Source organism: Pseudomonas sp. LBUM1649 (assembly GCF_059716155.1).
The window spans coordinates 3,485,765-3,499,875 of record NZ_CP166807.1; the positions used below are offsets into that span (position 1 = coordinate 3,485,765).

Sequence of the window (14,111 nt, forward strand, 5' to 3'; positions counted from 1 at the left end):
CTTGGATGTTGATTAGAAGCTACAGATCGAGAGCAAAAACCGGTTCAGTTGCTGAACCGACCCACCTTCAGGCTGGTGGGACGTCTCATGTCGGGGGCAAAGAGCTCAAAATGCAAGAGTCCGTGCAGGCACGGACTCTTTGGGAGGGGTCAAGCAGGTTCGACTTGCAGGGCAACCCTTTCGCGGCATGGGCATTCGTCCATGTAGCGGTGCGCTTCGACAAACTCGGCGAACGGGAAGACTCGGGTCTTGAGCGGCAGCAGCACGCGATCGGCGGTCATCTGGTTGATGTCGCGCAAGGCACGTTGCAGCGCGACCTGGTCCTGGATGATGCCCAGTTCCGGCTTGCCGGTGAAATTGCCGATGCAGTGCACGAAGAACTGAATGTTCTTCTGGAACGCCGCACACGCCGGGAATGGCGTCTGGTTGCCGCCCTGCAGGCCGTACAGCACCAGGCTGCCACGAGGCGCGAGTACGTCGCCGAGCAACGACATTTGCGGGCCACCCAAACCATCGAACACCACATCCACACCGCGGTTGTCGGTGATCTTGTTGATCCGCATCAGCAGATCCTCTTCCTCGGTGACGATGACTTTCTCGGCACCCAGCGACAGCAGGTACTCACGCTCTTCCGCGGTTTTGGTCGCGGCGATCACTCGAACACCCAAGGCTTTGCCCAGTTGTACGAACGAAGGGCCGGCGCAGTGGCTGGCGTCGGTGACCAGGGCAAATTGCCCGGGTTTGACCCGCGCCAGGTCGACGTAGCCAAAATAGGCAATCAACAGCGGCGTGTAATGCACGCTGGCTTCGATCGGGCTGAGCACGTCCGGGTAACGGGACACCGACGAGCGCGGCAGCACGATCAGCTCGCCGTAGACCGGATAATCGTTCGGGCTTTGGGCCGGGAAACTGGCGACCTTGTCACCGACCGCCAGGTCATCGACACCCTCACCGACAGCGGTGACGATACCGGCCATTTCCTGGCCAATACCGGCAGGCAGACGAGCGTGGGACGACGCCAGGTTCTGGCGCCAGAGTGTATCGTACCAGCTGATGCCAATGGCTTCGACGCGCACCTGCACTTCGCCCGGAGCAGGCAGAGCCGCCGCATGCTCTTCGCATTTGAGCACCTCGGCTGGACCAAACTTGTGAAAACGGATCGTGCGGGACATCGCAAACCTCGCCAATTGAACCTCTAATGCCTTGAACTCTAGCTGGGCTTTCAACCCAACACTATCAGTGGCTATTAATAGTCGACATGCCTGTCATTGATTCCGCAGCTGCAGCACCATCGTCAAATGACGTAGGAAACCGTAGTAGCCGGTGTGGGAAAATTGAATTACTCGGTGCAGAGTACCAGCCTTTCCCCGTAATATTCCTGCTGGCCATTGTTCCCATATGGCCGCTCACGTCAAGTTTGCTGACTCTGCCAGGACTCAAGATGAATCGTAATGACCTGCGTCGTGTCGACCTGAACCTGTTGATCGTATTCGAAACCCTGATGCACGAACGCAGTGTGACCCGCGCCGCGGAGAAGCTGTTCCTCGGCCAGCCGGCCATCAGTGCGGCGCTCTCACGCTTGCGCGGGCTGTTCGACGACCCATTGTTCGTGCGCACCGGTCGCAGCATGGAACCGTCCGCGCGGGCGGTCGAGATCTTCGCCCTGCTCTCTCCGGCATTGGATTCGATTTCCACCGCCGTCAGCCGTGCCGCCGAGTTCGACCCGGCCACCAGCACCGCGGTGTTTCGCATCGGGCTGTCGGACGACGTCGAATTCGCCCTGCTGCCCATGCTGCTCAAGCGCCTGCGCGCCGAATCGCCGGGCATCGTCTTGGTGGTGCGGCGGGTCAACTACATCCTGATGCCCGGTTTGCTGGCCTCCGGCGAAATTTCCATCGGCGTCAGCTACACCACCGATCTGCCAGCCAATGCCAAGCGCAAAGTGTTGCGCCGCAGCCAGCCGAAACTGTTGCGTGCCGACACCGTGCCGGGTCCGTTGAGCCTGGATGACTATTGTGCACGACCCCACGCGCTGGTGTCGTTCGCGGGTGACCTGAGCGGTTTTGTAGATGAAGAGCTGGAAAAGCTCGGGCGTAAACGTCACGTGGTGCTGGCGGTGCCGCAATTCAACGGGTTGAGCACGCTGTTGAGCGGTACTGATATCGTCGCCACCGTGCCTGACTATACGGCGGATGCGCTGACGGCAGCCGGCGGGGTGCGGGCCGAAGACCCACCGCTGCCAGTGCGCAGTTTTGAATTGCACATGGCGTGGCGTGGGTCCCAGGATAATGATCCGGGGGAGCGTTGGCTGAGGTCGAGGATTCAGATGTTTTTCGGGGATCCGGACAGTCTCTGATACTGCGCCAGACCCAAGGCTTCGAGGCCCGGCCGTTTCACCTGCGCCGGGCGGTCAATACCACTGCGGTGCAGGTGGCGTCAGCGCAGCAGGTCGATGTTTTCGTCGATTCGGCCTTGAATGGTATTCAGAGTGTCCTGGTTGACCACGCTTGGATACAGGTTCTCGGCGATGGCCGTAAACTGGCTGGCGACGTTGCAGATTCTGTCGATGATGGCGCCAGCAGTGTGCGCCGAGACCTCTGCTTCGTCTGCCAGTGCGAGCATCGCCTTGCGGTCAATCTCCAGGGCTTCCCCCATCACATCCATCTGGTGATAACCGCCCGGGCCCTCACAGAAAGTCACGTCGTAGGCCGGTGCCAGTTGCCAGGCACCGGACGCAGACATGATGTAGGCGAAGTTTTTCGGGTGGTCGTCCCGGTTGTTGAACGCGACATTGAAGACCGCACGTTCGAAGGCGAGCGCTTTCTGTCGCACATCGTTGGTACACAACTGTGTCGCACGCAAAAAGTTGACGTAGTCCAGGGCCCCCGGCGACTGGTAGTCGGCGCCGGTAAAGGCGGCAAGGCTTTGCATGGGAATGCGCTGACCGTCCAGACGATCGAAGCGTTTACTGGCGAAGGCCGCCAGGCCATTGGGCAGATCGAAATACTGCGTGTCCGGGGTCTGGATGCCGCACCTGCGCAGGCAATCGGCATAGACCATTTCGATCGCACACACCTCGACATGTTCTTCCTTTGCCGGGAACTTGATCATCCAGGCTTCAAGCCCCGGCCTGGCGGCGGTGGTAAAGGTGCCGGTTTGCCGATCGCGATAGACCAACGCCTTTGGCCGGGCGCCTTGAGGCGAACCCCCTACCAGCAGCAAGGTCTGCAGAAACTCCCCTCCGTCACCCTGCAGAACTTGCTGAACCTCAGCGGCAAGCATCTCGAGTGGAATATGCGTTTTCGACGCTTGCCCCTCAGGCGCAACGGGCTCGAACGACATTGCCCCCATGGCATTGTTACCAATAAAGGCAAGCCGCTCCAGAGGTCCGATGCGTGCTGTATTGAGGCGGCGGCGCCGGAACAAACGATCCATCAGCAACATGCCCCAACCGTCAGGCAAGGAGTCATACACAGGCCCTGGCAGGCCCAGCTGGTGAAGCGGGAATCCTCGGCGTAAACGCGGCCCTTCCAATGCAAGTGTGTAGGATGACAGTTCCAGGCCCCTGCTTTTCGCTTCAGTGCTGTACTCAAACACAATCTGTGGGCGACCGGTGATAGCTGTGGTAGACACCAGCGTGCCCCACAACCAACGTTCACCCCATCCTTCGTAGTAGACGTCCACCTGCTCAAGCATTGTCAGACTTCCTCTTGGCACGATGGCGATTGGCACTGTTTTCGTAGCGCCGAATGTCTTGAAGGCTGTCGAGTTTTGGCAAGAATAGTCCTTCAAGCTCTTTGGCTCGTCCAAGAACCATGGCCACACGGACCACATTCTCGAACCCGACATTGCGCCCGGCTTCGAGGTTGGACACGGTATTGGTGCCGATACCGGCCCGCCCTGCCACATCGGCTTGCGTCATCTGCTGAGCCAGCCGCTCCGTGCGCAGGCGCTCGCAGAGTCGCTTGACGATCTCGCCCGGCCTGATGAGGCTTAAATCCAACATAATGTGTCTTCCGTCGATAAACAGCCCTTAACACCCAAAATTATAGAATTAACCACAACCCCATTCAAGGAAGATAATTCCCTTCTATTGTGGTTTATCTGGATATCGGGCGCATAAACAACAGTATGCTGGAGTTAGCGCTGTTCAATAGTGAGAAGCCATGCACGCCCGGGGCTGGCAATGCCTAGGGCGTGCAGAGTGCACAGGTTTAGAAGTCGGAACAGCCGTTCTGCTTGTCACTGGCGACGCAGGAACTCAGCTTGGGTCGCGACTTGACCAGTGACCATTCCCGCGCCAGTACATCGCCTTGCTGGACCGCGCTGGCCACGGTGACGCCGGGCGCGGCACACATGGGCGTACCGCCCATGTTGTGGTCATACAGCCAGGTATCCGGGCGCTCGCGCGTCCAGTCTGGTCGCGCGTCCACGGCGCCGAACAGGTAGTTGGTCCAAGTGCCGGGCACCACCGTCAACAAGTAGCCCTCAGCCGAAGTGAAAGTGCCGCCGACGGAAAAGGTCCCGGGGCGAGCAATCTGCGAGAACGCGCTGTCGGGCGAACCGCTGATGCCATTGCCGCTATCCCCGAGGATCAAGCCGCTGATACTGGTTTGAAACTGCGGAACCACACCAAAAGGGCCGGAGCCGGAAGCGATGGTGACCTGCGCCGTAGGCTGCTGCAGGTAAAGGAAGTGATTGTCACCCGCGGTCGTCGCCAGCCCCGCCGCACTGGCGCAGTTGCCACCGAATGCACAGCCATAGAGATTGGGCAGGCGCCCGGACCCGACCAGCCCGCCACGGTTCTCGCCAATCCAGGTGTTGGCCCAGATTTGCCAGAAGGTGCTGGCCGAGATGCTCTGCCCGCTCGGGTTCTGCAAGCGCCCTCCGGTGACCAGGACCGCGCTGCCTGCGGTGGCCGCTACTGGTTGATCCAGGGTCAGGTCGCCGTCCAGATTGCGGATGAACACACTGCCGGCCTGGACCCCGGAAACGCCATCGACGGTGCCGATGCTCAGATTGTCGGCGTTGGTGAAGGAGAAGTCCCCGGCAGCCCGCCCCGCCACCACGTGGGGAGCATTGGCGGGATTGTTCAGCAGCACGCTGGCGTTTCGCGAAACCGCCAGCAACTGTTCGGACGTCAGCGCCCCGCTCTCGGTCTGGCTGATTTGCCCATTGGCGGTTAGTGACAAGGTGCCATTGGGCACGCTGACTGGCGCGTTGAGAGCAATCGCGCCGGCGCTGTCCAGCACGGCCCTGCCGGCAGTGGCGGTGACGGCTTGATCGAGACTCATGTCTCCGGCCAAATTGCGCAGGGCCACGGTCCCGGCCCGTACGCCGGAAGTGCTACCGACGGTGCCAACGTTCAGGTTGCCCGCGCCGGTGAAGGCAAAGGCCTGGGCGGCGCTGCCAGCGACGACGTGGGAAGCGTTGGCCGGGTTGTTCAGCAGGACGCTGCCATTTCGCGAGATCGCCAGTAGTTGCTCTGAGGTCAGCGTGCCGGTGTCACCCTGGCTGATTGGGCCATCGGCCGCCAACGTCAGGGTGCCATTGGCCGTACTAACGGAGGCGCTGATATTGAGCGAACCGGCGCTATCCAGCGTCGCAGTGCCAGCGGTTGCCGTGACCGCCTGATCGAGGCTCATGTCACCCGCCAGATTGCGCAGGGACACAGTGCCAGCCTGCAACCCGGAGGTGCCACCGACGGTGCCGATGTTCAGGTTGCCGGCGCCTGTGAAGGCAAAGTTCTGGGCGGCGCTGCCGGCCAGTACATGGGAAGTGTTGGCGGGGTTGTTCAGCAGCACGCTGGCGTTACGAGAGATCGCCAGCAGTTGCTCCGAGGTCAGCGTACCGCTGTCACTCTGGCTGATTTGACCAACGGCCGTTAACGTCAGCATGCCATTCGCCACGCTCAAGGGGGCGGCGATATTGAGCGAGCCCGCACTGTCGATCGTGGCGGTGCCGGCCGCCGCCGTGACCGCTTGATCGATGCTCATGTCCCCCGCCAGATTGCGCAGCGACACAGTGCCAGCCTGCAACCCCGAGCTGCCACCTACGCTGCCGACGCTCAGGTTGCCGATGCCAGTGAAGGCAAAGTTCTGCGCGGCGCTGCCGGCGAGTACATGGGCAGCGTTGGCCGGGTTGTTCAGCAACACACTGCCGATATGTGAGATCGCCACCAGCTGTTCAGAAGTCAGCGCGCCAGTATCACTCTGGCTGATTTGCCCATTAGCCGATAACGCCAGGGTGCCATTGGCCACGCTCAGTGGTGCGTTGACATCCAACGTCCCGGCGCTGTTGAGCACGCCGCTGCCGGCCGTTGCGGTGACCGCCTGATCGACACTCAAATTACCTTCCAGAGTGTTGATGGACACAGTTCCGGCCTGTACCCCGGAGGTGCCTTCGACGGTGCCGATGCTCAGGTCGTCGACATTGGTGAAGGAAAAGTCCCCGGCGGCCCGGCCGGCGATTACGTGGGGGGCGTTGGCTGGATTGTTCAGCAGTACGCTGCTGTTGCGTGAGATTGCCAGCAGTAGTTCGGAAGTGAGGGTGCCGGTGTTGCTTTGACTGATTTGGCCATCGGCTAATAGGGATAGCGTTCCGTTTGTCACGGTTAATGGGGCACGTAGATCGATTGAGCCGCCATTGCCTTCGGCTTGCAAGGTCAACTGCGTGGCGCTGCCTACTATGAGACCCCCGACACTGACTATAGGTGCGCTATGCAGTTCGCTACCGATGACCAGCCGAGGGGTCGTGATTTGATCGATGGTTGCCTGATTGACGACGAAATTGCTGACCGGAGTAAAGCCGTCAGGACCGTCGCCCAATTGGATGGGAGTCGTATTGTTCTCGGTCAGTTTGCCGTTAACATCCACTCCTCCCGGCCGCAGGCTTGTCTGCACAATACCTGTCAGTGACATATCACCGAGGTCGAATGCCAATTGATTTGTGCTGCTGGCAGATGCGCGTATACCCAGGCGGTTACCGGCGGACACTGTACCGGTAGCCTCAGGCGACGACTTTACGACCAGCAAGCCACTAGTAAAACTACGACCAGTTGCTTCACCCGCGAGGTTGACATCTCCTGTCTGCGATTTGATGGATAATTTGCCACCGTCTAGATCAAACAATATCCCGGCGCCGCGTTCAGCCGACGATACGCGACCGAGTAGATCAATATTACCGGTATCGGTGGTAATGTTAGTACCCCCATGCAGAATCAAGCCAGACCGATCTGTGATACTTCTGGAGTTTTGACCGGCCAATCCAACTAAAGTAATGTTTCCACTAACAGCACTAATGTGATTACTAGGCAAAAATCCATCGACTTCGACACCTGCATCCCCTGTAAGCGTGATTCCTGTGATACTAATGCTTCCCTGGCTGACGCTTATATTGGAACCCTCCAAAAATACCCCTGCATCACTATCTGAACTCCCAGCCAGGTTAACACCTCCGCCCACCGCACTAACGTCACTAGAGTTAAACTCTATACCCTCCCCCCCATCAGATCCGTTACCCACAACAAATAAATTTCCGCCATCAACTGCTACATTACTTTCAAACAACAACACGCCTATGTCACCGATAGAACTACCTGAAAGTAGCACATCTCCGCCACCCGCATGAATCCTGCTGTTCTCCACCTGTAGCCCCATAGTATTCCCCCCTCCACCTCCTTGAGAGGCACCGCTAATTTGAATACTTCCGTTCCTCACATTGACACTCGCATTTTGCAAAAATACCCCCGATGAACCGTCGGATAACCCGCTCAATATAAAATTTCCGCTCCCCATATTAATTGCACCATCTTCAAATCGTACACCAATGCCGTCAGTCTCAGTCCCATCGTTCGCCCCAGAACTTCCGCCGATTTGAATACTCCCACTGTCAACGTTTATGTTCGTATCCGCAAAAAACACTCCTGCCGTGTCGGACGAAAAACCACTCATTGTTAGGTTGCCATCGCCCACCCTAACCACACTTCCATCCACATTAATCCCAAAATGCTCTGCATTACTGACAACGCCATCCTCGGTAAAAGCATTGCCACTGACATTAATATTTCCGCGATCGGCAGAGATATTTGCTTCGGACAAAAGCACTCCTTCAAACTTATTTGCGCTCCCTGCAACTTTAATTCCCCCTTCGACCGCACGAACTTCACTGGAGCTAATTTCTACACCAGCCCCACCCTCTCCTCCGATGGTTACATTTCCTTTATCCACAAGAACATTACTGTCTACCAATATAACCCCGGATCCTTCAGGGGAACCGCCAGACAGTATTAAATCTCCGTTTCCAATGTGAATTTCGATATCATCCAGCTCAATGCCGCTCCCATCAGAGTACCCACGCATAAACACCGAGTCGCTGCTGACAGGTGCAACATCACTCGTATTTATATCGATTCCACCTAGAAATATTTCTGGATCCATAGCGCTTGCAGGAACAGCCTTATCAGGGTTTTTCCCACCGTAAAAAGCGACACTGCCACCATGCGTACTAATAGCAGACCTGCTTGTGGAAGTGCCGTCATCATCGATAGCAGAATCCAGAGTAATTCCCCCACCTCTTGCCCTGGATTCATTTGCATTGGCATTAAACACCACTCCAAGAGGTGCCAAATCAGACACTATAGAAAAATTACTCCCCGTTATGCTGTCGTCCGCTTCGAAACGCAACTCCACTGGAGCACCGCCCTGAGTGCGATGTATTAAAACTCCTTCATTGATAACAATATTACTTCCAACATCTGTAGAGTTAATCGGGGTCGTATGAATCCGCACACTACTGCCATTGTTAATCGATGCATTAATTGCACTATCCAACACTACGGAATTTGCTGCTGTCACTAAATCAAAGGGGTTTTCCAGGAGGCAGCAACCGTCACCTGAATCGTGCGAAATGCGGATATTGACGGGGTCAATCACCCATGTTCCAGCTGGGTTTCCAATAGTACCAGCTGCGTCCACCCTCAATCCGGCAAGATTCACAGCTAGCGCAGACGTTTCGATCGCACCTCCGGCTCCGCTGCCTGCACCTCGCGCCTGAAGGCTCCCATGGGCTGTCAAACTTCTTCCACCTTGCACGTTCAATGTGCCACCTTTGCCATCGACAAGGGCATTAGCGGTAAGACTGGAACCTATGGCCAGCGCCATCGACTCTGTCGACACCAAATCGATGTGGCCAGCGCCAGACGCACCGTTTACATCAAGCACAGCCGTGTCATTCAAGTACAAACCAGCACCGGCGATACTGATATGACCGCCGGGTAGACTGCCAATACTGCTGGCATCCAGCGTGCCACCTATCTCGACACGGTTGCCACCGACTGCAGCAGGGTCTGTCATGGTGGCGACTGCCAGGATAATTTCTCCCCCATGCTGCTCCAATGAACGTGCGCGCAGTACGCCCTGTTGGTTGACCACCAACGGTGCTACTGCGTTGCTATTAGCAAATATCTTGACCCGCCCGCCATCCGCCTGGACCAAGCCAGTCGCAGTGTTTTCAATCAGAGCCTGGCTACCAATACCACTCTGGGGGACAGTGAAGTTGGTCAAGCCATCGCCAAAAAAGTCCAGCGACACCTGCCGTGCGGACACCAGTGCTGCAGTACCTCCATCGGCCTTGATGCTGCCTTCATTGCGCACCACAGCGCCCATCAAGGCAATCGTACCGCCTGGTCCGGCCTGTAAATCTCCAAGGTTGGTGACCGCTGCCTGATTACCGGCGGCCCGACTGAAATTCCACCGCCCGTTATTAAAATCATCATCGGAAATATCCAGCGTCGAAGCCACCAATCCACCGGTACTCACCCGCGAACCGGCGCCAAACACCACCCCACTGGGATTAACCAGAAACACCCGGCCATTGGCGGTCAGGCTGCCGGCAATGGAAGAAGACACTCCCCCGGTCACCCGGTTGAGCATGGCGCTGTTGGCATTCGGCTGGCTGATATTCACGCTTTCCGTCGGGCCGATGTTGAACGAGTTCCAATTGACGATGGCGCGATCGCTACCCTGTTGCAGGTTCATCACCCCGGGTGTCGCCAGGTTCTGGTTCACCAGCCCACTCACTGGATTGAACCCTTCCGGCAAGGCCAGCGCCAACTCCGGCATGACCAGGCACGCCAGGGCCAGGGCCAGTGGATGCAGAGCAAAGTGACCGCTCACCCGTCGGCAATGGCCAGGGCAAACTGGCGTGGCACAGCTGTGACCTTGCTTCATGATCGCCTCCGCATTCAGAACCATTTTTGTAATTCCACGAAGAACCGTGGCTGGCGGTCGCCGCCGTCGGTTACCCCTGGGCCGCTAAGGCCCCAGGCCAGTGACATGTTGATCAGGAAGTCGGCGGGCCTGGCGACTACCAGGCCGATACCGGCGGCGCTGAGGTCTTGCCAGTTGTCCACGGCGACCGGCGCGTCGTGCAGTTGCTTGCCGCGTCCGTAGTCGTAGAACAGGTAGGGGGTCAATAGCTCGGTGACCGACCAGCGCCATTCGATGGTGCTGAGCATGCCGTCGTCGACCAGGACTTCGCTGGTGGCATAGCCGCGCACCGCGTGGGCACCGCCCAGGGCGAGCTTTTCCGAGGAGTCAAGGTTGCGACTGGCGGTCTGGCCGCCGATGGAGAAATACAGGCTCTGGGTCGCGGTCAGCCCTTGCAGGCGCGCCAGGCTGCCACTGAGTTTGAAGAAGTCACCGGCGGTGTGCAGGCCGAAAGGCCCGCTGTCGAGTTGCTCGGCGACGTCGTCCCGAAAGCGCAGGTGGCCGTAGTAGAGTTCGCCGTTGCTCGACCAATAGCCGCCACCCAGCCAGTTGTCGCGACGTTCCCAGCCCCAGCCCTGGCCGATGCCATAGATCTCCTTGCGACTCTCGAAATCGAAGGCGTCGAATTCGTCGGTCAGGCGCCGCTGTTCAATGCGGGTGCGCAACAACAAGTTCTGTGAGCGTTGGCGCAGCAGCGGCCAACTCAGCATCGCTTCTGTGACGTAGGCCGTGCCGGTGGCGCCCAGCTCGGAAAAGGCCCCACCCAGGTCGTACTCGACCCGGGAAAAGCCCACGCCTGCGCGCAAGCCACTGCCATTCAACGGCCGGTCATAGGCGATGCGCCCGTAGTTGACGCCGTTGCCGTTGGAAAACAAGGCGTTGAGGTCGAGGTTGTCGCCCACTCCGGAGGGGCTTGCCCAGCGCGCCGAGCCACCGGCCCGCGCCCTGCCGCTCTCTTTTGTGCCGTTGTTGTCGGCATTGAGGCCAAAGGACCAGCGTGCGGCGGGGGCGACTTCGACCACCAGGTCGGTGGTGCCGGGCTCCACGCCCTCCTGCAGGCCCGATTGGACCTTGACCCCGGGCTGGTCGGAGAGCAGCAGCATCGCCCGCTCGTAGCTGTCCGCCCGCATTGGCTGGCCTGGCTCAAGCGGGGCCAGGTATTTGCGCACCCACTCCTCGGACAGGGGTGCATTGGGGTCGACATGCAGCAGTACTTTGCCCAGGCGTCCTTCGAGCACGGTGATCTCCACCACGCCACCGCTGACTTTCTGCGCAGGTACGATGGCCTGGGCGAGGAAATACCCTTCGCTGTGATACAGGTTCGTCACCTGTTGCGCCAGTTCGTCCAGTTGCGCCAGCCCGACCGGGCGCCCGATATAGGGCGCTGCCAGCGCCTGCAGGCGTTGCGGCGGGATTTGCCGGGCGCCGTTGAAGCGGATTTCGCGCAGTACCACGGTGGGTCCGGCGCTGGCCGGGGCTGCCGGTGGCGCCGATTTGCTGGTCGGCGCCTCAAGGTTCTGGCCGGGATTGCACGATGCACAAAGGTTTGAACCGGGCAGCTGTTGCAGGTCGCTCTGGTTAGGCGGCAGCTCTGCAGCCCACGCCTGCTGGCAACTGAGCAGGCTCACGCAGGCCAGGGTCGCCCAGCGCCCTTCAAGCCTGCCCAGCGACAGCGCAGAGGACTGGTCTCGCCAAGCGCCAGCGGCACCTTTCACACGCTTGTGCATATCACTCTCCTACGGTCAGTCGCCAGTTACCGATCAGGTTGAACGGTGCCCAGAAAAACGGGTGGGCGGTGCTTGATTGGTGCATGACCGCCAGTTGCCCGGCCTGCATCGCCCGCTGCAGATCCTTGCCCCGGGCCAGTTCGCTATACAGGGTGCGCATCAGCAACTCGGAGGCATCGTCGGAGACTGGCCACAACGAGGCGATCAAGGCGGAAGATCCGGCCATCAAAAAACCGCGGGGAAAGCCTTGCACTTCATCGCCGCGATCGACCCGACCCAGACCCGACTCACAGGCCGATAGCGTGACCAGCGCAGTATTGGAGAGGTTCATGCCACTGAGTTCGCTGACTTCCAGGAAGCTGCGCTGCCCGCCTTCGTTGGCCAGCAGAATGCGCGAATGCAGCGGGTCGAGACGATCCGCCTGGGCGTGCGCGGCCATGTGCAGCAACGGTGAGCCATCGGCCTCGGCGCGAAACGCGGTCTTGGTGGCCGACGCGCCGATGAACAACTGATTGCGCGGGAACAGTTGGGCCAACTGCTTGACTTCCCGCGAGGCGCCCGGCAAGTCCAGGCTGTCCTCGACCCGTGGGTTGCCAAATGCGGTGAGGCTGGCGTGGACTTTCGGGGTGCGCTGGGCCAGACCCAGGGCAATGTTCGTCGAGGGCGCCAGCGATAGCGGATGGCGCTCGATCAACCAGGCCCCATCGACGCGCAATGCCTGGAACGGCAAGTAGTGCAACGGGCCATGGGGGACGATGATCAAACGCTGGCCCGACTTGAGCTGCATTGGCCCGAGCATCGCCCCACCCAGTTTGTCGGCCACGGCCACCGCACTCTGGCGCCCGTTGGCCAAGGCGTCGCGAAAGGCTTCGACCAACTGCGTCAAGCTTTTGGAATCGATCGCCAGGCTGTGGCTTTCCAGCATGGTGGGGCCCACGGTCCAGCTCAACAGCCGATCGGGCAGCACATGAAATTGCACCACCCGCTCATCCGCCTTCAAGGCTGCCTGCATTTGCGCCAGGCTCTGTGTGCGAGTCATGTCCTCGGGCACTGGCGAGCGCTCGCGCACCGCATCGCGCAATGCTCTGGCACGGCTGCGTTCACTGGTCTGAAAGGCGCTGGCATCGTCACCCTGGTCGGCATAGAAGCCGATGGCCCGCTCGAAAATGCTTTGCACATCCGAGAACAAACCCATCTTGAATTCGTCGCTATGGAAACTGGCACGCATGCCATCGAGCTCCTCCAGCGCCTTGCCATAGGCCTCGGCGGTCGCCTGCTTGTTGCCTAGCGAGGTCTCGCTGCGCGCTACGCCGTCCCAGGCCCAGACACGGTAATAAGCACTGTCCATGCTGGGCGGGTGTTCGGCCAATTGCCGATAGAGTGCGCTGGCCTGACGCGGCTGCCCCTCGGCCAGGAGCAGTCGCGCCTCGGTGCGTTGCAGCTGCGCGGCCTGGGCAGGTTCTGCGGGTTTGTTCAGCGAATTGAATAGCTGACGGGCCCGAGGCAGGTCGCCCGAATCGATCAAGGCATTGACCAGCGACGCCTGGATCAAGGGTTTATAACGTTCCGATGCCCCCGCCAGTGCTTGCTCGTAGCTGGCGATCGCGGCGCGATAGTCGCCTCTTCGGGCTTGCACGTCGCCGATGACTTTGTAGGCCGGGCCGACGACCTTCTGCGGATCCTTGGCGGGCAGGCGCAGCGCTTCGCGGGCGAACGATTCGGCCTTGTCCAGTTGCCCGGCATAGCTGAAGGCGATCGCCAGGTCGCGACTGGCCACGGCTTGAAGGTTGGGGTCGTTATTGGTTTTGGCCAGGTGCAGGGCCTTACCCGAAGCCCGCGCGCTCAGGCGCAACTCGCCGCTCTCGGCCAGGGCCACCGCCTGGCTGCAATACTGATAACCACTGAGCTTCAACGGGTCCTGCTGATAGAGCACGGCGCCCTCCTCCGTCAGGCCCAGCATGGTGTCGGCATCTGCAAGTGATGAAGCGGAGACCGCGGCTACCGCCGATTCGACACCTGGCTTGTCAGCGGCGACTGAAAGCGGGGTCCATACCGTTGCCAGCAACGTCAGGGAAATACACACCGTCTGCAAGCCAGGGATCTTTTGCATATGCGC

The 14,111-nt window shown here is 59.6% G+C and carries 7 protein-coding genes; 1 reads left to right on the forward strand and 6 read right to left on the reverse strand.

Features of this window, described 5'->3' with window-relative positions:
- Positions 1 to 149: 149 nt before the first annotated feature.
- Positions 150 to 1,172, reverse strand: a complete 1,023-nt coding sequence (locus ACA058_RS16100; protein ID WP_497634903.1) for a zinc-dependent alcohol dehydrogenase family protein — start codon at positions 1,170 to 1,172, stop codon at positions 150 to 152.
- Between the two features lie 269 nt (positions 1,173 to 1,441).
- Between ACA058_RS16100 and ACA058_RS16105 the strand changes: the two genes are divergently transcribed.
- Positions 1,442 to 2,356, forward strand: a complete 915-nt coding sequence (locus ACA058_RS16105) for a LysR family transcriptional regulator (protein WP_497634904.1) — start codon at positions 1,442 to 1,444, stop codon at positions 2,354 to 2,356.
- Positions 2,357 to 2,436: 80 nt separating this feature from the next.
- Here ACA058_RS16105 and ACA058_RS16110 read toward each other — a convergent pair whose 3' ends face one another.
- From ACA058_RS16110 to ACA058_RS16130, 5 genes are all read right to left on the reverse strand, one after another.
- The gene (locus ACA058_RS16110) at positions 2,437 to 3,696 is read right to left on the reverse strand and encodes a type II toxin-antitoxin system HipA family toxin (RefSeq protein ID WP_497634906.1); all 1,260 of its coding nucleotides are present in this window, start codon (positions 3,694 to 3,696) and stop codon (positions 2,437 to 2,439) included.
- Positions 3,689 to 4,006 (reverse strand): helix-turn-helix domain-containing protein, encoded by a 318-nt coding sequence (locus ACA058_RS16115; RefSeq protein WP_497634908.1) that lies wholly within the window; start codon positions 4,004 to 4,006, stop codon positions 3,689 to 3,691. Before ACA058_RS16115 ends, ACA058_RS16110 begins: the two co-directional genes overlap by 8 nt.
- A gap of 208 nt (positions 4,007 to 4,214) precedes the next feature.
- Positions 4,215 to 10,229: a beta strand repeat-containing protein gene (locus ACA058_RS16120; protein WP_497634909.1), complete on the reverse strand. Its 6,015-nt coding sequence runs from the start codon at positions 10,227 to 10,229 to the stop codon at positions 4,215 to 4,217.
- 14 nt (positions 10,230 to 10,243) lie between these two features.
- On the reverse strand, positions 10,244 to 11,995 hold the full coding sequence (locus ACA058_RS16125; RefSeq protein ID WP_497634911.1) for a ShlB/FhaC/HecB family hemolysin secretion/activation protein: 1,752 nt from the start codon (positions 11,993 to 11,995) through the stop codon (positions 10,244 to 10,246).
- Position 11,996: 1 nt separating this feature from the next.
- On the reverse strand, positions 11,997 to 14,105 hold the full coding sequence (locus ACA058_RS16130) for a CHAT domain-containing protein (RefSeq protein WP_497634913.1): 2,109 nt from the start codon (positions 14,103 to 14,105) through the stop codon (positions 11,997 to 11,999).
- Positions 14,106 to 14,111: the final 6 nt, after the last annotated feature.